Raw genomic sequence first — 17,527 nt, forward strand, 5'->3', positions numbered from 1 at the left:
CCCCACAAACATTAATCAATTACAATTCGGTTATAATCTCTCATAAGGAGAGTATTATCAACGCGCAATCATTAATTGAAAAATAATTAGAATCCAATAATTTTGAAAAAATTTAATTCGCAGAGCGTCGTGCTTTTAATGCAGCGCTCAAAGTACCATCATCAAGATAATCAAGGCTTCCCCCAACAGGCACGCCGTGTGCAAGCTTTGAGACATCGACTTCATAGCCCGCCAAACATTCGTTAAGATAATGCCCTGTTGTTTGACCGTCGACCGTCGCACTTAGCGCCAGAATAACTTCCTGAACATGAGGTTCTCCTGCACGGTCCAGCAAACCATTTACATGCAATTGGGCAGGTCCCCGCCCATCCAAGGCCGATAAGGTGCCGCCCAAAACATGATAATGTCCCTTAAAAGCACCGCTGCGTTCCAAGGCCCAAAGATCACCGACTTCTTCGACAACACAAATTTTACTGATATCCCTCTTCGGACTTTGGCAAATATGGCAAGGATTTTCGGTATCGAGGTTACCGCACACGCGACAGTTTGTAATGCTAGACGCCGCTGCTGTCATGGCTTTAGCAAGCGGGAGCATCAGGCTCTCCCGCTTTTTCATCAAATACAAAACCGCCCGCCTCGCCGATCGAGGCCCCAAGCCCGGCAAGCGAGAGAGGAGTTGCGTCAAACGGTCGAGTTCATTTGTTGCCATAAATACGCTCGGCCTTTAAAATGGTAGCTTCATACCAGCAGGAAGATTTAGACCGCCAGTAACGTCCTGCATTTTTTCCTGCTTTGCGGTTTCGACTTTTGAGCTGGCATCGTTTACTGCTGCCATGATCAGATCTTCAAGCACTTCCAAATCATCAGAGTTCACAAGTGTTGGATCAATTTTAATAGAGCTCAAGCTAAACTTGCCCGTCATAACAACCTTAACCATTCCAGCGCCTGCTGCACCTTCAACTTCCATAGCAGCAAGTTCTTCTTGCATGTCAGCCATTTTGCCCTGCATTTGTTGAGCTTGTTTCATTAGCCCGGCCAAGTTCTTCATTAGACTTCATCTCCATTATTAAGCCGTTGCATCAATTCAGCGTCATCCAAATCTCGATCGTCCATATCTGGGTCATTAATTGATTCAATCAAGGATTTTTCATCCACGCCTTCTACTACAAAGTTATCAGGCAGCAAGCCTTTTCGGCTGATTAATTTTGTTCCTGGGAAAAGTTTCAACACGGTCTTAACCAACGGGTCTTCCATGGCGTTGTCATCCAACACCTGATTGATCTGCTTTTCCTGAGCCCGGATCGTCTCGACACCTTCCTTACTGGTCTCGGTTACTTTCCAAGTTTTACCAGTCCATTCACGAAGATTTCGTTGAATTCTGGCCGATAGATCACGAGGAGCATGCCCTGCAGGACGATATTCTATTTCACCCGGTGCAAACCTCAAGAGATGAACGTCATTTCCAAGGTATGCAGATAGAATACGATCCCCCTTATCCCTTGCTAATTCAATAACCTCGCGAAACGTCTGCGGCGAGGCGAGTTCCTCTTCTTCAAAGCTTTCTACGACGTGCCGGGATGTATTATCAACAACCAACTCAGGCTTTAGTGTTGTCACTTCCTGATCAGTGGAAGAGAACGCAACAGCTGAGACTTGCGTCGCAACAGACAGATTTCCTCTTGAACTTGAAACGGCATGAGACCCGTTATTTAAATTCGAACCACCAGATGTATTTGGGACGCGACCAGCAGAGGTGTTACCCGCTGGCGCGTCCTGGAGCTTTTTTATAAGATCCCCCGGTGTAGGAAGGTTACTTGCATAGGTCAGACGAATAATCACCATTTCTGCAGCCTGCAAAGGATGAGGTGCGGTTTGGATTTCACTTAAGCCTTTTAGAAGCATTTGCCATGTTCGGGCCAATATCGCCATGGACAACTTATTACTCATCTCCCCGCCTCGAACACGCTCAGCTTCGGGAATACCCGGAGACTCCAAGGTTTGAGGAACAAGTTTTGCTCGGGTCAGAAGGTGACTTAACTCCAGCATATCTTTTATAATAACGACAGGCTCTGCACCGCCGTTGTAAAGGTCGCTTAAAATCTGAAGCGCCTCTGGACAATCACCTTTCATGATAGCATCAAAAAGATCAAAAATCCGGGTTCTGTCTGCCAGTCCGAGCATATGCCGTATCGGATCACTATCGATAGACTTCCCCCCACCCAAGGCGATTCCCTGATCAAGGAGAGACAGACCATCACGCGCGGAACCATCGGCCGCTTTGGCCAAAAGACCAAGGGCTTCGTCTTCGAACGAGATCTGCTCTTTACCTAAGACCATAGTAAATAACTTAACAAGTTCGGTATGCTCTAAGCGTCGAAGATCAAACCGCTGACATCTGGAAAGTACCGTCACAGGGACTTTACGAATTTCAGTGGTCGCAAAAATAAAGACGACGTGCTCGGGAGGTTCTTCGAGTGTTTTCAACAGCGCATTAAAAGCACTGTTGGAAAGCATATGAACCTCATCAATGATATAGACTTTCTTGCGTGCGGATACTGGCCTATAGCGCACCCCTTCGATAAGCTCTCGAATATCGCCGACACCGGTTCGACTGGCTGCATCCATCTCCATAACATCGACGTGTCGATCTTGAGCAATAGACACACAGCTTTCACAGACCCCACAGGGATCTGCCGTCGGGCCACCTGTTCCATCGGTTCCGATACAGTTCAGTGCTTTTGCGATGATCCTGGCTGATGTAGTTTTACCAACACCGCGTACCCCCGTTAAAATAAAGGCATGTGCCAGGCGATCACTCTCAATCGCGTTGGTAATAGTTCTTACCAGCGCATCTTGCCCATAAAGATCGCGAAAAGAAGTCGGCCGATACTTACGGGCCAGCACCTGATAGGCAGCCCCGGATTCGGTATCGGAGTCCTGTTGTTCTGTTGATTTATCGCTCATGCCAACTACTAGCTATTTCCTACTTTGACCTACTTTACCCCATTGCAGCAGCAAGGCAATCACAGTCGAAAAAGTTCTTTAAAAAGGGAAATTTGAGCATAAAAAAACGAGCTAAAAGCTCGTGTTTATAATAACTTATAATTCAATGAATAAGGTGAGAGGCTGAACCACGACCCGCGGCAAACTCGTTACGGCTGCTTCCTTCCGGATCTGACCGGGTTGGCGAGCGCTACGCCCGTAGCCAACCTCTCGCCCCCTATATCGGACTTCTCTTCCCTTAACGCAAGTCTTTTTGAAACCTTTTAAAATTTGCCTACTCTTGATATTTACAGAACCCTTTCTCTGGTACACCCTCAAGCCATGACTGACAGACGACACATTTACACAACATCCAAACTAGACCGCGCGGCACATCTGCGAATCTTACCTGACACGCTACAAGGATATCAACATTCGCCAGATACCCTTGTTACGACGGTTTGGCGCCACAAAGGTCTTTTTAACTCAGAACAAGATTTATGTCCGGTTTTCTTACCCGGCAGCGAAGCCACAGAAATTTTTGAATACGCCGAAGAAATTATTTTCCTTGGCATGCGTGACGATCGTCCCGTTTTAGCAGCGATGTTACCCCATTCGGAAGAACCTCCAGAACTCTCGGTTGGTACATTTTTGGACTTAAGAGATCACTGGAGTCTGCTCAACGTTGATGACGCCGCAATAATGGCATATGCCCGTGGCTTGGTACATTGGCACAAACAACACAGGTTTTGCGGCAACTGCGGGAATCCGACGAGATCTACCGAAGGCGGCCATGTTCTTCAATGTACCGGAGACACCTGTGGCCGCCTGCATTACCCCAGAACTGATCCCGCGGTCATTATGCGGATTACAGATGGAGACTGGTGCCTGCTTGCCAGAAATCCTGGCTGGAGACCAGGGGGACATTCCGTACTTGCTGGCTTCCTTGAGATTGGTGAGAGTTTGGAACAAACCGTCATAAGAGAAGTCAAAGAAGAAGTCGGCATAACTGTGAAGAATGTAAAATATCACTCTTCACAACCTTGGCCTTTTCCGGCGTCTCTTATGGTTGGGTTCACCGCGGAAGGATCTCGCCATGATCCTCTCGTCCTAGACAAACAAGAAATAGAATCTGCGCAATGGTTCCATCGAGATGAGCTTCTAATCTCCCCTGAAGACGAGACTTTCAACCTTCCCCGTAAAGATTCAATCTCTCGTGTACTCGTCGATGATTGGCTTAAAGAAAAATAAATGGCTTAAGCACATAAAAAGACCCAAATAAAAAACCGAACTGAAATTAGTCCGGTTTTTTATTTGGGTTATGCGACGGTGTTAAGAGTGTTCTACTCCGCAGCAACACCTCGTTCACGGAATGAGTTTGCGGGGTAAACCCCCATAATCCGAACTTCTTTAGAAAAGAAGCTTAACTCTTCAAGCGCCAAGCGAACAAGGCGTTCAGAAGGGTGACCTTCAACATCCGCATAGAACTGGGCAACAGAGAAACTACCATCTGTAATATAACTCTCAAGTTTGGTCAGGTTAACCCCGTTGGTCGCAAAACCGCCCAGCGCTTTGTAAAGCGCTGCAGGTACAGAACGAACTTTAAAAACAAACGTTGTCATTACCTTAGATTCAACTGGATCAGGATCGATAGGATCGCGTGCCATCACAAGAAATCTGGTCGTATTGTCTGCGTTATCGTTAACATCAACACCCAACGTATCCAACCCATAGATCTCTCCTGCGAGAGAGGTTGCAATTGCGCCCACATCTTTATTGCCCCACAAAGCGACTTGTTCTGCGGCCCCCGCAGTGTCCGCGGCAACGATCGGCTCTATATTGTGTTCACGTAGGAACTCCCGACATTGCGCAAGAGCTTGAACATGTGAATGAACTTGTCGTAACCCGGCAAGAGTAGCCCCTTTCGGTGCCAATAGTTGATGTTCGATTTTTTGGTAATGCTCTCCAATAATATGCAATCCTGATTCTGGCATCAAATGATGATTGTCCGCCACACGTCCCGCACTGGAGTTCTCAATTGGAATCATAGCTAAACGGGCCTTCCCCTCACGTACCGCCGCAAAGGTGTCTTCAAAAGAGTAACAAGCCAACGTTTCCATATCTGGAAAAACAGCATGACAGGCTATGTCAGAGTTTGCTCCTTTGACACCTTGAAAGGCGATAGTGTTTTCGACATCAGTCATTGGGTAGGCCCTATGTTAAAATATAAGTTAATAACGTATTTTAGCCCTCAAGAATTTTTCTGGCTTTCTCAAGGTCTGCGGGAGTATCGACCCCCAGAGGAATAGTGTCAACGAGAGCGACATCTATACGCATACCCGCTTCCAAAGCTCTAAGCTGTTCCAGACGTTCACGTTTTTCCAGAGGAGACGCAGGCAGAGAAACAAAGCGTTCCAACGCAGAACGACGATAGGCATACATGCCGATATGATGATAAAGCGGCTTTGTATTATCCCCATCATCCCAAGGTGCAGTACTGCGGCTAAAATAGAGCGCCCGCGCAATATACTGCCCCTCTTCAAAACCAGCGATAGCCTTAACAACATTTGGGTTACTGCGTTCTTCAAGGTCGCTAATTTCAACAGCAAGGGTTGCAATATCGACATCAGGGTCAGCCAATACTTCAAACGTACGTCGTATCAAACGAGGTTCGACAGTTGGTAGATCCCCTTGAACATTAATAATCGCATCGTGTTTACCTGTTGGATCAAAGATTTGCAGGGCTTCATGAATTCGATCTGATCCCGATGGGTGATTAGGGTCTGTCAAAACCGCTATACCCCCAATTCTCTCCACAGCTTCTGCAATTTCAGGCTCAGCACAGGCAATAACGACAGGACCAAGCCCAGCTTCTATTGCTCGATTATAACACTGTGCGATCATTGGTATCCCGCAAATATCCGCCAAGGGCTTATTCGGGAGTCGCGACGAAGCCATACGAGCGGGAATCAGGACAACAGGGTTTGTTGGAAGGAACATTCAAGCCTCAAAATACTCATTTGGAAAAGTGACAAAACGGTCAGTTTACCAACAATTAAAATACATCGCGAAATAACACAGGTCGGCCATAGCATAATTAAAGTAATCGCATCAAACAAAGTCCATTAAGGCTTATTTCGAAAGAAAGTGTCAAAAAAACTATCCGAACCCACCAAAAACCGTTAGAAACTATTGAATGCTTGGCCCGAGAGAGTTATTGTCGGCCGGAATTTTTAAAAATAAGCCCAAAGGGTCAGGAAGAATGTCTCTAGAGAACAACAAGGCCTTTGCCTCAGTCTTAACTGCTGGCATCATCTTATTGGCATCCGGTTTTGCTGCCACAATGCTTTATCATCCACAGGATCTGGAAGAGAACGCATTTAAGATTGAAGTCGCGGACAGTGGCGCAGAGGTTGATGCGGCAGCACCTGCTGGTCCCGTGATAGAGCCAATCAGCGCGCTACTTGCAAGTGCAGACATTGCTGCTGGTGAAAAAGGGTTCAAAAAATGCTCTGCATGCCACAGCATTGAAAGTGGTGGCGCGAATAAGATTGGCCCTGCTCTTTGGGGCGTCGTTGATCGCACACGCGCATCCGTTGATGGCTTTTCTTATTCTGATGTCCTAAATGGCATGAACAGCGAGACTTGGGATTATGAAGCTCTCAATGAATTTCTTGCCAAGCCAAAAGCCTACGCGCCTGGAACCAAGATGGGTTTTGCGGGCCTCAAAAAAGTTGACCAGCGTGCTGACCTAATCGCTTATCTACGTCAACAGAGTGACAGTCCAGCAGCTCTTCCAGAGTAACTGGATCAAAACGAACAAAAAAAGGCGGCCTTTCAGGTCGCCTTTTTTATGCACACTATCTACAAAGTCAGTACAATACCCTTAAGGACTCGCCGTATGAAAACTCATTTTCAATGCCCAAACGAATTTATTCAACTCGGTGAAAAACTGTGTGATGCTGCACAGGCAATAATCCTTAAGCATTTTCGTCAACCGCTAGAGGTCGAAGGCAAAAGTGATGACTCTCCCGTAACCATCGCGGATCGCAATGCTGAAAGCGCCATGCGGGAACTGATCAACAAACACTACCCAGATCACGGTATTGTCGGTGAAGAACATGGCGCAGAAAATACCGATGCCGAATTTGTATGGGCACTCGACCCCATCGACGGAACGCGCAGCTTTATCTCTGGTCACGCCATATTTGGTACCCTTGTCGCTTTGTTGAGGAACAATGAACCGATCATGGGGATTCTTGCCATGCCTGTGATCAATGAGCGCTGGATTGGTGCAACGGGGCATTCAACTCTATTTAAGGATTATCGCGGCACAAACGAAGCCAGAGTCCGTGAGTGCGCCAGCCTTGCCCAAGCTACTATAGCAACAACCTCTCCCCTTCTATTCAAGGACGACGAGTTGCCCAAATTTGACCGGGTTAGAAAATCCGCCAATATGCCGTTATTTGGCGGCGACTGTTATAATTATGGCCTGGTTAGCAGTGGCCTTATCGACCTGACCATAGAAGCCGGCATGGGGGTTTATGATTTTCTCGCGCAGGTACCCATTGTTACGGGCGCGGGAGGCATTATGACCGATTGGGAAGGTAATACCTTAGGCATGCATTCTGATGGTAAAGTTATTACGGCGGGGGATAAACGCGTTCATCAGGAAGTCCAAATCCTCTTTAATGAATAATTTTATGGTTATTTTTAGATTAATTTTGTGACGTTAACCATTTTTCATCCAAAGGCTGCGAAACTCTCTCTTCCACGTGTTTGAGGGTATCAAGGCCTTGATACTATTTTTAAAACCCCTCAAACTGTCATCACGAGGGGACTCCCCCTCAAAACCAAAACGACATGACGGGGGAATTGCCAAGAAGATGCGCGCACTCACTCTGGCCAGCTTTGTCCTAGGCGTCCTCTTACCGCCATTAACGGTAACGGCAGCTTCTGCCGCAACAACGAAGTCCCACGGTATCGCCATCCATGGCGAACCTGGATACCCCGCAAACTTCACTCATTTTAATTATGTAAACCCAGACGCGCCAAAAGGGGGCGAACTTCGCGTTGCCAGCGAAGGTACCTTCGATAGCTTCAATCCCTACATTATCAAAGGCGTACCCGGCCCCGGCTTCTCTCCGGAAAGCCTTTTGGTTTCAAGTGCCGATGAAGCTTCCAGTGAGTATGGCCTTATTGCCGAGACTCTTGAGTGGCCGGACGACAGATCTTGGGTAATTTTTACATTAAGACCCGAAGCGCGTTGGCATGATGGCAAAGCAATCACCGTTGATGACGTTATGTTCTCTCTGGATATCATCCGTAGCGACGCTGATCCTTATGTCAAAAATTTTTACGGCATTATTGAGCGGATCGAGAAAATCGACGAGAGAAGGGTGAAATTTTATTCTGCCGAACCGGGAAACAAGGAATTTCCAATCCGTGCTGGCTCGCTCCCTATTTTTGCCAAGCACTATTGGGAAACGAGAGATTTCTCAAAAAGCACCCTCGAACCGCCACTTGGCAGCGGTCCTTACAAAGTCACCGATTTTGAAGCCGGGCGTTACATCGTTCAAGAGCGCGTAAAGGACTATTGGGGCAAAGATCTTCCCGTCAATAAAGGACAAGACAATTTCGATGTGCTTCGGACCACTTATTATCAAGACGGCGACATTATAAAGCTGGCGATTAAGTCCGGAGATATTGACTATAATGAGGAAAGATCTTCCAGTGGCTGGGCACAAGATTATAACGTTCCAGCTGTCAAAAAAGGCTGGCTCAAAAAAGAGTCTATTCCGCACAAACGTCCCCAGGGAATACAGGGATATTTTTTAAATACCCGCCGCGATCTGTTTAAAAATCCAAAGGTAAGAGAAGCTCTCGGCTATCTCTATGACTTTGAATGGACAAATAAAAATCTCTCCTATGGTCTTCTCACTCGTACGACAAATTACTTTGGTAATTCAGAACTTTCCTCCACTGGGGTCCCAACAGGCAGAGAGCTTGAAATATTAGAGCCATATCGGGGTAAAGTTCCTGATCGCCTTTTCACAGAGCCTTTCCTCGTCCCTAAAACGGATGGTAATGGATGGCCCAGAGATAATTATCGCAAAGCATTTGAGTTATTTTCTGAAGCCGGCTGGGTTGTTCGTGATCTCAAATTGGTAAATGAAAAAACCGGTAAGCAAATGTCATTTGAGGTGTTAATCCGATCGAAAGGCATGGAGAGAACAGTCTTACCCTACACCTCCACTCTCAATAAACTCGGAATTGACGCGAAAATCCGCCTGGTTGATTCCGCGCAATACTCCAATCGAGTTCAAAATTTTGATTTTGATGTAACCATTATCAAGCTTTCAGCCAGCATCACGCCCGGAACCGAACAACGCGGATTATGGACAAGCAAAACGGCGAACCTCACAGGTAGCGGTAATTTTTCAGGAATCAGTGATCCTGTCGTCGATGAACTGGTGGAATCCCTTATCAAAGTGGACAACAGAGAAGAGCTCGTTGCAACTGTTCGAGCTTTGGATCGAGTTTTACTTTGGGGTTATTACGTTATCCCACAATTTCATACCAAAGATGATCGTGCGCTCTACTGGGACAAATTCTCTCGCCCTGAAATTACACCTTGGCGAGGCTCAAGTACGTCCTACTGGTGGTTTGATAAGAAAAAAGAAGCAAAACTTATTGCTTCAATGGCGAAGAATGAAAGATCTCTATCCGTCACTTCAGAGACAGAACCAAGCGCGGAACCATTAAGCAACGACGATGGTGAGCCATTTTACGATCCGGCCATCATTGATACCTTTTTGGAAAATTTTGAAAAACTCGGTATCCAACCACAAAAAATAAAAAACTTTTTCACTTTCCAACTCTTTACCGACCCCCATGCTTTTTTCCAAAAAAATAACTGGCGGCCCTATGCTTTGGGAAGCACCTTAGTTGTCTTGGTCTTGCTCATATTGCGGAGACGACGCAAAAAGGGAGATCAAGCCTAATGCTTGCTTATATCATACGTCGGCTCTTGCTTATGATACCTACCCTCCTCGGGGTTATGCTTTTAAACTTTGCAATTATTCAGCTAGCACCAGGCGGCCCTATTGAACAAGTTCTCGCCAAAATATCCGGTCAAGATACTGAAATTACAGAACGTATTACCCAAAATAAAGATGACCTCGCGCCATCCATAAACAGTTCTATCCCTAACAACGCCCAGTACAGAGGTGCTCAAGGGCTAGACCCAGAGTTCATCAAAGAACTTGAAGTTCAGTTTGGATTAGATAAGCCACTGCATGAACAGTTTTTTATTATGATGAAAAACTATCTAACGTTTGATTTCGGAGAGAGTTTTTTTCGGGATCGAAAGGTGGTTGATCTAATTTTGGACAAAATGCCTGTGTCTATTTCTCTCGGTTTATGGACAACCCTTCTCGTATATCTGATTTCCATTCCGCTGGGCATAAAAAAAGCCGTCCAGGATGGATCAACCTTTGACGTTTGGACAAGCGGCCTTGTTATCGTGGGCTATGCGATTCCCAGTTTTATCTTTGCCGTCATCCTTCTCGTTGTTTTTGCAGGGGGAAGTTATCTAACAATTCTTCCATTGAGCGGTTTAACCTCAGAGAACTGGGACAAGTTATCCGATATTGATAAAGCCCTAGATTACCTAAAACATATCATTCTTCCGGTTACGGCAATGGTTATTGGTGGCTTTGCCAGCCTTACCATGCTGACAAAAAATTCATTCCTCGAACAAATCGGACAACAGTATGTCGTCACGGCCAAAGCAAAAGGGTTAACAGAGAAAAGGGTTCTCTATGGTCACGTCTTTCGTAATGCCATGCTCATTGTTATTGCCGCCTTTCCCGCAAGCTTTATCGGGGTCCTCTTCACAGGATCAGTTTTGATTGAAGTCATTTTTTCACTCGATGGACTAGGGCGCCTTGGTTTCGAAGCTGTATTTAATCGCGACTATCCCATCATATTTGGAACCCTCTATTTCTTTACTCTCGTTGGCCTTCTTATGAACATCGTCGGGGATATTACCTACATGCTCGTTGATCCACGTATTGATTTTGAAAGCAGAGAGGGATAGCTCATGGCACTAGAAACAGGCACCCTTTTTGGCATAAAGCTTGGCCCGATGAACCAACGCCGCTTGCAAAATTTCAAAAAAAATCGTCGAGGATACTGGTCTCTTCGAATTTTTGTTTTGTTATTTGGTCTCAGCCTCTTTGCTGAAGTAATCGCCAATGATAAACCCATTTTGATTATCTTCGATGAACAGTCCTATTTTCCAATTGTTCAGGCCTTACCAGAAACAGCTTTTGGTGGTGAATTTAAAACCGAAGCAGATTACCACGATCCTTTTGTCCAAAATCTGATATCGGAAAAGGGTTGGATGGTATGGCCGCCGATTCAATATCATTACAGAACTGTGGATTTTGATCTTCCTTCTCCTGCACCTACACCTCCAGATTTCGAGCATTGGTTAGGGACAGATGATCAAGCCAGAGATGTTATGGCGCGTTTGATTTACGGCATGAGAATTTCAATTATATTCGGGCTAATCTTAACCGCGATAAGCGCTGTGATAGGGGTCGCAGCGGGAGCCATCCAGGGATACTTTGGCGGTCTGTTAGATCTTATAGCTCAACGATTTATTGAAATTTGGAGCGGACTGCCAAGTCTTTACATTTTAATCATCATTAGCTCTGTCCTGGTGCCAAGCTTTTGGACCATCCTCGGAATTTTAATGCTCTTTAGCTGGGTCGGTTTCGTCGGTGTGGTTCGTGCTGAATTCCTCAAAGTTCGAAATTTTGATTATATCAGGTCTGCCAAGGCACTCGGCGTCAGTGATTTTGTCATTATGTATCGACACATCCTGCCCAATGCCATGGTTGCCACCCTTACCTTTCTACCCTTTACCTTGACGGCCTCCATTACACAGTTAACTTCTCTGGATTTTTTGGGACTTGGCCTTCCACCAGGGTCTGCATCTTTAGGAGAATTACTGGCTCAAGGGAAAGCCAACCTTCAAGCGCCTTGGTTAAGCGCAACGGCCTTTGTCTCCCTGGCAATTATGCTCAGCATGCTGGTCTTTATCGGTGAAGCCGTTCGTGATGCCTTTGATCCGCGAAAACTCTTTAACGGAGACCGCTCATGAATGTGCTCGTTGATCACTCTGTTGAAGAAGAACAACCTTTGCTCGACATCACCAGCCTTTCTGTACAATTCCACAGTGAGAATAAAACGGTTGATGCGGTTGGCGGCATTACCTATCAAATCATGGAAGGGCAAACTGTCGCTCTGGTAGGAGAATCAGGATCAGGTAAATCTGTCAGTGCTCTTTCCATCTTACAGCTCCTACCCTACCCACAAGCCCAACACCCACAAGGGAGCTCCGTTAAATATAGAGGGCAGGAAATTATCGGTGCTGATGAAGCAACCATGCGAAAAATTCGCGGCAACAAGATTTCGATTATCTTTCAAGAACCCATGACGTCATTGAATCCTCTGCATACAATAGAAAAACAAATCAACGAAGTTCTGCTCGTGCACAAAGGCCTCAACAAGATTGATGCTCGCAAACGGACCCTCGAGTTGTTAAAACTTGTTGGCCTAAAAGACCCCACCAGCCGATTAAAGTTTTATCCTCACGAACTCTCTGGTGGGCAACGCCAACGAGTTATGATCGCAATGGCTTTAGCAAACGAACCCGATCTGCTTATTGCCGATGAACCGACAACCGCTTTAGATGTCACAATACAGGCACAGATTCTTGAGTTATTGAAAGAGCTTCAAAAAAAACTTGGTATGTCGATCCTTCTCATCACTCATGATCTTGGTATCGTTCGAAAAATGGCCGATCGTGTCTGTGTGATGAGCAAGGGACAGATCGTCGAAAAGGGGCCAACAAAAGAAGTTTATGAAAACCCTCAACATCCCTATACTCAAGCCCTTCTCGCAGCCGAGCCCAAAGGGAACCCGGTTGAGACCAATCCGGATGTTCCGGAAATTATGGCTGGCGATAACATCAAAGTTCACTTTCCCGTAAAGCGGGGTGTTTTGCGTAGAACCGTGGACCACATTAAGGCTGTTGATGGAGTATCTCTTTCTATAAAGCAGGGCCATACTCTTGGAATTGTTGGTGAATCAGGATCCGGAAAAACCACTCTCGGCTTGGCTTTGTTACGGCTTATTTCAAGCACAGGAGATATTAAGTATGACAATAAGCTGCTCAACGGCATCAGCGGGAGAAAACTCAGACCCTTGCGCCAGGAAATGCAAATTGTCTTTCAGGATCCTTATGGCTCTCTGAGTCCCAGGCTTTCAATTAACGAGATCATCGAAGAAGGTCTAAAAGTTCACGAGTTAGGTGGCAACGCCAAGGCTCGCGAGATTTTGATTATTGAAGCCCTTAGGGAAGTCGGTCTCGACCCCGAAAGTCGTCATCGCTATCCACACGAATTTTCAGGCGGGCAACGCCAACGTATTGCCATTGCCCGCGTCATGGTCCTTAAACCAAGGTTCTTAATTCTGGACGAACCGACCTCTGCGCTTGATATGTCTGTTCAAGCACAAATTGTCGATCTTTTAAGAGCCTTGCAAATCAAACATAACCTGACTTATCTCTTTATCAGTCACGATCTCAAAGTCGTAAGAACACTCGCTGATGATGTCATTGTCATGCGCAATGGCAAAGCTGTAGAAACAGGCCCCGCGAAACAAATTTTCGAAAATCCTCAAAGCGAATATACACAAGCTTTGATAAAGGCAGCCTTTGATCTCGAAGTTATTAACCAAGATACCGTAGGCGCTTAAGATAGTCTTCTCGGGAGAGAAGGCTTCTCTGATGAAGCGCCTGAAATAAAAAACTTTTGTTGCTGGATTGCCAGATCTTTCCAGCATCACTTACACTGTCTTATCTCTTTTATTTCTTTAGGTTAATTTGATGGCTCTACTCTTCATTTCAGATCAAACGCGTGTCGATGCATGGCGAGATCAACTTGCGCATGAAATTCCCAACCTTGATCTTCGCATGCTATCTGATTATGGAAACAAAGAAGACATCGAATACGCCTTGGTCTGGCAACCACCCAAGGGATTTTTGCGATCACTGCCCAACCTCAAGGTTATCTTCTCCCTGGGTGCTGGAATAGATCATCTGGCCTCTGATCCAGAACTCCCCAACGATGTACCAATCGTCCGAATGGTCGATCCCTCCCTGACATCGGGCATGACAGAGTATGTAGTCATGAGTGTGCTTAACCACCACAAAAGCATGCGCCTTTATCGTGATCAGCAAAGCCAAAAAGAATGGGCGCCTCACGTCCCTCCTGTCACTTGGGACCGCAGAGTTGGCATTATGGGTATGGGTGTCCTTGGCTCGGATGCTGCGGGAAAGCTAAGTTATCTGGGCTTTGATGTCGCGGGTTGGAGCCGAACCCATAGAGAGCGTCCCGGTATAAAAACCTTCGCGGGAACGGAACAGCTTGATGACTTCTTGAGTCAAACAGAAATTTTGGTTTGCTTGTTACCTCTTACCGAAGAAACGACCGATATTTTAAACACGGATCTCTTCGCCAAACTCCCCAAAGGAGCCAGTATCATTAATGCTGCCCGGGGCGGCCATCTTATAGAAGAAGATTTATTAACGGCACTGGACAGCGGCCATCTTTCCGAAGCCACTCTTGATGTTTTTAAGTCTGAGCCTTTGGATAAAAACCATCCCTTTTGGCTCCACCCCAAAATCACAGTCACCCCGCATGCAGCAAGTTTCACGCATCCAAGTTCCAGTGTACGTTTGATCGCCGAGGGCATGAGACGTTTTGAAAACGACGAACCACTTCTCAATGTTGTCGATATGAAACGCGGTTATTAATGCTGAGCTACAAAGTTAGGCTGGCCAGATAAAAAATTACGGGTTCAGCTTTTCTTACGTGTACTATCCGATGAGAGATAGCGGATACTCGTTAAACATCTTCTGCATAATTTTCAACCATGTCGCCAAACTCGCGGAGAAATACAGACCCCTTGATCGTTCGCTGAACAAGAATGGATCTACGGTCGCTTTCATCCGTCTTCCGTCGGATAAAATCTAGTTTTCCAAGTCTATCCAGCGCCCGGGTAACCGCAGGCTTAGACATATTAAGCTCACCCGCAAGACCACGCACTGTATGTGCTTGATCCTTTAGATAAACGTGTAGCAGTAATGTAAATTGGCGAGACGTCAAATCCGGTAGCCCCTTTTGAAGAGCACCAACCATTACGCCTCGCCATAATTCCAGAGCCTGTTTTGCTGGTATATCCACAATCGTTCCCGAACATTCCGCATTCGCAATGATTCTAGAACGAAAATAAGCTCCAGCTCAAGGTATTCCTGATTTTATCTTACAGTAACACAGGTCACTTTACTCAAACTGGCAACTTTATGAGACACAGAACCCAGCAAGAGCGATTCAAGATCACCATGACCTCGGCTTCCCATCACAACCGCATTTACTTTTTCTTTATCAGCGAATTCAACAATTGTACGAGCAGGTGGGCCGACTTTGACTTCCGTTCGGATACGTTTCACACCCATTTTCTTTGCGATTTCTTTGGCTTCTGTCAAAACTTCCTGGCTAAAGGAGTCCAAAACATATTGAGCATCCTGTCCTGAAACATGCTCAACTTCCATGAAACGACGCAATCCTTCGTTCATTTTCACAGCTTTGGCAACGGTGAGAAAAATCAATTCTCCCTCAAATTTCATTGCTAAAGCAGAAGCTTTTTCAACAGCACGCATACTGTGGTCAGAGCCATCAACAGCACAAAGGATTTTATCAAACATTGTCATACTCCATATGTAAGACAGATAAGGTAATAGTCAGAATTCTTAGATAGAATAACACATAATAAGAGAATTTTCCCAATCTCTATTGGCAACCCAGAAATGCAAAAAAATCAAGGTTCTAGCTCACCATTTCCTTAATCATGGAATAAACAGCCCTCAACCCCATAGCTTCACCACCTTCAGGCCGTCCTGGGCGAGCAGAAGTGTTATAGGCCATTACATCAAAGTGAGCCCAAGAGGTTTCTGTTCCTACGAATTCCTCCAGATAAAGAGCCGCAGTAATCGCCCCTCCATAAGGACCGCTGGATATATTATTTAAATCAGCGATCTGGCTATCCAGCATTTTACGATAAGGCTTGTGTAAGGGCATCCGCCACACTTCATCTTCACAAACAACAGAATGTTTACGAATATTTTCTGCAATCTTATCATCATTACAAAACAGTGCGGGAAGTTCCGCTCCCAAGGCCACACGTGCTGCCCCGGTTAGTGTGGCAAAATCCATAATAAGGTCTGGCTTAGTTCGCACTGCCTCTGCCAACGCATCACAAAGCACCAAACGCCCTTCTGCGTCAGTATTACCCACTTCTACTGTTAGGCCTTTTCTGGTCTTTATAACATCTGATGGACGGAAGGCATTGCCTGATACAGCATTTTCCACGGCAGGGATCAAAACCCGCAACTGACAGGCAAGATTACTTTCCATGATCGCAGCAGCAATACCCAGCACATGAGCCGCTCCCCCCATATCTTTCTTCATCAGGAGCATACCTGCTGGTGATTTCAGATCTAGTCCCCCTGTGTCGAAACAGACGCCCTTACCCACCAAAGTAATTTTAGGTCCCTTATCACCCCATCTAAAATCGATAAGGCGCGGCGCACGATCAGAGGCCTTCCCAACCTCATAGATTGCGGGATAGTTTGCCTGTAAAAGGTCATCTCCAATGATGACATTACAGTCAGCTTCGTACTCACCAGCCAATTGTGACGCCGCTGTTGCCAGTTCTTCAGGCCCCATATCATTACTAGGGGTGTTGATCAAATCACGGGTAAGATGAACACCTCCAGCCAACGAAGATACTTGTTGTTGATCGGCATTATCCGGCCACACCAAAGACGCTAAAGCCCGATCTGATTGTTTGTAACGGGTAAAGCGATAACTTCCAATCGCCCAACCAAGAGCTATTTCCGTTGCAACCACTGAACTCACTTTATCCTTTAAGCAATACCTGCCTGAAGGGAGAGAGTGGCTTAGACCAGCCACAGTCCAAATACCGGGTGCATCCCTATCGCCCAACCCAACCACAACGAAATCAATACCACCCTTGCTGTCTGGAACTGTACAAATATCTCCTTCTCCAGCCTTGAAACTATTTGCCGTCATCCAAACCGCAGAAGGACCACTTTCCTGGAGGGTCTCGCTAAGCTGCGTTTTATTTATAAAAATCAGGGGGATTGCTTGTTCTGATGAATCTTCGATCAACTGGAAGCTCATAACTTACCTTCTATTTCTAATTTAGATGTATTGGCAAAAAGGGAGGCTTAATCCCTATTAAGAAAAACAGAACCAATTATATGGCCTGAGATTGTAACTGCGCAGAATTTTATAAAATTTAGGCCGCTTAAGTTGTGTCGAAAAGGAGACCCCGCAATCAATTTAATTATCCACAGTTAGATATCACTTTATCGAAATAAATATGG

General features: G+C 45.9%; 16 protein-coding genes and 1 other RNA gene. 8 read left to right on the top strand and 9 right to left on the bottom strand.

The window, feature by feature from the left end:
* Nucleotides 1–112: 112 nt before the first annotated feature.
* The 4 genes from recR to ffs form a co-directional block, all read right to left on the bottom strand.
* Complete coding sequence (gene recR / locus ACFSKO_RS02615) at nucleotides 113–709, bottom strand: recombination mediator RecR (RefSeq protein ID WP_380248113.1); 597 nt, start codon at nucleotides 707–709, stop codon at nucleotides 113–115.
* A 15-nt stretch (nucleotides 710–724) separates the two neighbouring features.
* The gene (locus ACFSKO_RS02620) at nucleotides 725–1,048 is read right to left on the bottom strand and encodes a YbaB/EbfC family nucleoid-associated protein (protein ID WP_380248115.1); all 324 of its coding nucleotides are present in this window, start codon (nucleotides 1,046–1,048) and stop codon (nucleotides 725–727) included.
* The gene (locus tag ACFSKO_RS02625; protein ID WP_380248117.1) at nucleotides 1,048–2,964 is read right to left on the bottom strand and encodes a DNA polymerase III subunit gamma/tau; all 1,917 of its coding nucleotides are present in this window, start codon (nucleotides 2,962–2,964) and stop codon (nucleotides 1,048–1,050) included. The genes ACFSKO_RS02620 and ACFSKO_RS02625 overlap by 1 nt, the downstream gene beginning before the upstream one ends.
* Nucleotides 2,965–3,117: 153 nt before the next feature.
* An RNA gene (ffs, locus tag ACFSKO_RS02630) (signal recognition particle sRNA small type) lies at nucleotides 3,118–3,215 on the bottom strand.
* A 109-nt stretch (nucleotides 3,216–3,324) separates the two neighbouring features.
* Between ffs and nudC the strand changes: the two genes are divergently transcribed.
* Complete coding sequence (nudC, locus tag ACFSKO_RS02635) at nucleotides 3,325–4,233, top strand: NAD(+) diphosphatase (RefSeq protein WP_380248119.1); 909 nt, start codon at nucleotides 3,325–3,327, stop codon at nucleotides 4,231–4,233.
* A gap of 92 nt (nucleotides 4,234–4,325) precedes the next feature.
* Here nudC and ACFSKO_RS02640 read toward each other — a convergent pair whose 3' ends face one another.
* Nucleotides 4,326–5,186 (bottom strand): prephenate dehydratase, encoded by an 861-nt coding sequence (locus tag ACFSKO_RS02640; protein WP_380248121.1) that lies wholly within the window; start codon nucleotides 5,184–5,186, stop codon nucleotides 4,326–4,328.
* Nucleotides 5,187–5,226: 40 nt separating this feature from the next.
* A complete protein-coding gene (locus ACFSKO_RS02645) occupies nucleotides 5,227–5,982 on the bottom strand; it encodes a 3-deoxy-manno-octulosonate cytidylyltransferase (protein ID WP_380248123.1) in 756 nt (251 codons plus the stop codon).
* Nucleotides 5,983–6,244: 262 nt separating this feature from the next.
* On the opposite strand from ACFSKO_RS02645, the gene ACFSKO_RS02650 reads away from it, so the two are divergent.
* From ACFSKO_RS02650 to ACFSKO_RS02680, 7 genes are all read left to right on the top strand, one after another.
* Complete coding sequence (locus ACFSKO_RS02650; RefSeq protein ID WP_380248125.1) at nucleotides 6,245–6,787, top strand: c-type cytochrome; 543 nt, start codon at nucleotides 6,245–6,247, stop codon at nucleotides 6,785–6,787.
* A 96-nt stretch (nucleotides 6,788–6,883) separates the two neighbouring features.
* Nucleotides 6,884–7,681 (top strand): histidinol-phosphatase, encoded by a 798-nt coding sequence (gene hisN / locus ACFSKO_RS02655; protein WP_380248127.1) that lies wholly within the window; start codon nucleotides 6,884–6,886, stop codon nucleotides 7,679–7,681.
* Nucleotides 7,682–7,868: 187 nt separating this feature from the next.
* Nucleotides 7,869–9,986, top strand: coding sequence for an extracellular solute-binding protein (locus tag ACFSKO_RS02660; RefSeq protein WP_380248129.1), 2,118 nt, complete (start codon nucleotides 7,869–7,871; stop codon nucleotides 9,984–9,986).
* Nucleotides 9,986–11,083, top strand: coding sequence for a microcin C ABC transporter permease YejB (locus tag ACFSKO_RS02665; RefSeq protein WP_380248131.1), 1,098 nt, complete (start codon nucleotides 9,986–9,988; stop codon nucleotides 11,081–11,083). The genes ACFSKO_RS02660 and ACFSKO_RS02665 overlap by 1 nt, the downstream gene beginning before the upstream one ends.
* Before the next feature lie 3 nt (nucleotides 11,084–11,086).
* Nucleotides 11,087–12,154 carry an ABC transporter permease gene (locus ACFSKO_RS02670; protein WP_380248133.1) on the top strand — a complete coding sequence of 356 codons (1,068 nt, stop codon included), beginning with the start codon at nucleotides 11,087–11,089 and terminating at the stop codon, nucleotides 12,152–12,154.
* Nucleotides 12,151–13,812: an ABC transporter ATP-binding protein gene (locus ACFSKO_RS02675; protein WP_380248135.1), complete on the top strand. Its 1,662-nt coding sequence runs from the start codon at nucleotides 12,151–12,153 to the stop codon at nucleotides 13,810–13,812. Before ACFSKO_RS02670 ends, ACFSKO_RS02675 begins: the two co-directional genes overlap by 4 nt.
* 130 nt (nucleotides 13,813–13,942) lie before the next feature.
* Nucleotides 13,943–14,872: a 2-hydroxyacid dehydrogenase gene (locus ACFSKO_RS02680; RefSeq protein WP_380248137.1), complete on the top strand. Its 930-nt coding sequence runs from the start codon at nucleotides 13,943–13,945 to the stop codon at nucleotides 14,870–14,872.
* Nucleotides 14,873–14,963: 91 nt separating this feature from the next.
* Here ACFSKO_RS02680 and ACFSKO_RS02685 read toward each other — a convergent pair whose 3' ends face one another.
* The 3 genes from ACFSKO_RS02685 to ACFSKO_RS02695 all read right to left on the bottom strand — a co-directional run bounded on the left by ACFSKO_RS02685 (nucleotide 14,964) and on the right by ACFSKO_RS02695 (nucleotide 17,321).
* On the bottom strand, nucleotides 14,964–15,302 hold the full coding sequence (locus tag ACFSKO_RS02685) for a MarR family winged helix-turn-helix transcriptional regulator (protein ID WP_380248139.1): 339 nt from the start codon (nucleotides 15,300–15,302) through the stop codon (nucleotides 14,964–14,966).
* A gap of 74 nt (nucleotides 15,303–15,376) precedes the next feature.
* Nucleotides 15,377–15,823, bottom strand: a complete 447-nt coding sequence (locus tag ACFSKO_RS02690; RefSeq protein WP_380248141.1) for a universal stress protein — start codon at nucleotides 15,821–15,823, stop codon at nucleotides 15,377–15,379.
* A gap of 121 nt (nucleotides 15,824–15,944) precedes the next feature.
* A complete protein-coding gene (locus tag ACFSKO_RS02695) occupies nucleotides 15,945–17,321 on the bottom strand; it encodes a leucyl aminopeptidase family protein (protein ID WP_380248143.1) in 1,377 nt (458 codons plus the stop codon).
* Nucleotides 17,322–17,527: the final 206 nt, after the last annotated feature.

Origin of the sequence: Kiloniella antarctica, from assembly GCF_042682825.1 — a bacterium.
Lineage (GTDB): Bacteria > Pseudomonadota > Alphaproteobacteria > Kiloniellales > Kiloniellaceae > Kiloniella > Kiloniella antarctica.

Excerpts from the sequence above, each read along its gene's own strand:
- ACFSKO_RS02625 (WP_380248117.1), bottom strand. The coding sequence starts at position 2,964 with ATGAGCGATAAATCAACAGAACAACAGGACTCCGATACCGAATCCGGG.
- ACFSKO_RS02640 (WP_380248121.1), bottom strand. The coding sequence starts at position 5,186 with ATGACTGATGTCGAAAACACTATCGCCTTTCAAGGTGTCAAAGGAGCA.
- ACFSKO_RS02665 (WP_380248131.1), top strand. The coding sequence starts at position 9,986 with ATGCTTGCTTATATCATACGTCGGCTCTTGCTTATGATACCTACCCTC.
- ACFSKO_RS02675 (WP_380248135.1), top strand. The coding sequence starts at position 12,151 with ATGAATGTGCTCGTTGATCACTCTGTTGAAGAAGAACAACCTTTGCTC.
- nudC (WP_380248119.1), top strand. The coding sequence starts at position 3,325 with ATGACTGACAGACGACACATTTACACAACATCCAAACTAGACCGCGCG.
- ACFSKO_RS02645 (WP_380248123.1), bottom strand. The coding sequence starts at position 5,982 with ATGTTCCTTCCAACAAACCCTGTTGTCCTGATTCCCGCTCGTATGGCT.
- ACFSKO_RS02690 (WP_380248141.1), bottom strand. The coding sequence starts at position 15,823 with ATGTTTGATAAAATCCTTTGTGCTGTTGATGGCTCTGACCACAGTATG.
- hisN (WP_380248127.1), top strand. The coding sequence starts at position 6,884 with ATGAAAACTCATTTTCAATGCCCAAACGAATTTATTCAACTCGGTGAA.
- ACFSKO_RS02695 (WP_380248143.1), bottom strand. The coding sequence starts at position 17,321 with ATGAGCTTCCAGTTGATCGAAGATTCATCAGAACAAGCAATCCCCCTG.
- ACFSKO_RS02650 (WP_380248125.1), top strand. The coding sequence starts at position 6,245 with ATGTCTCTAGAGAACAACAAGGCCTTTGCCTCAGTCTTAACTGCTGGC.
- ACFSKO_RS02620 (WP_380248115.1), bottom strand. The coding sequence starts at position 1,048 with ATGAAGAACTTGGCCGGGCTAATGAAACAAGCTCAACAAATGCAGGGC.
- recR (WP_380248113.1), bottom strand. The coding sequence starts at position 709 with ATGGCAACAAATGAACTCGACCGTTTGACGCAACTCCTCTCTCGCTTG.
- ACFSKO_RS02670 (WP_380248133.1), top strand. The coding sequence starts at position 11,087 with ATGGCACTAGAAACAGGCACCCTTTTTGGCATAAAGCTTGGCCCGATG.
- ACFSKO_RS02680 (WP_380248137.1), top strand. The coding sequence starts at position 13,943 with ATGGCTCTACTCTTCATTTCAGATCAAACGCGTGTCGATGCATGGCGA.
- ACFSKO_RS02660 (WP_380248129.1), top strand. The coding sequence starts at position 7,869 with ATGCGCGCACTCACTCTGGCCAGCTTTGTCCTAGGCGTCCTCTTACCG.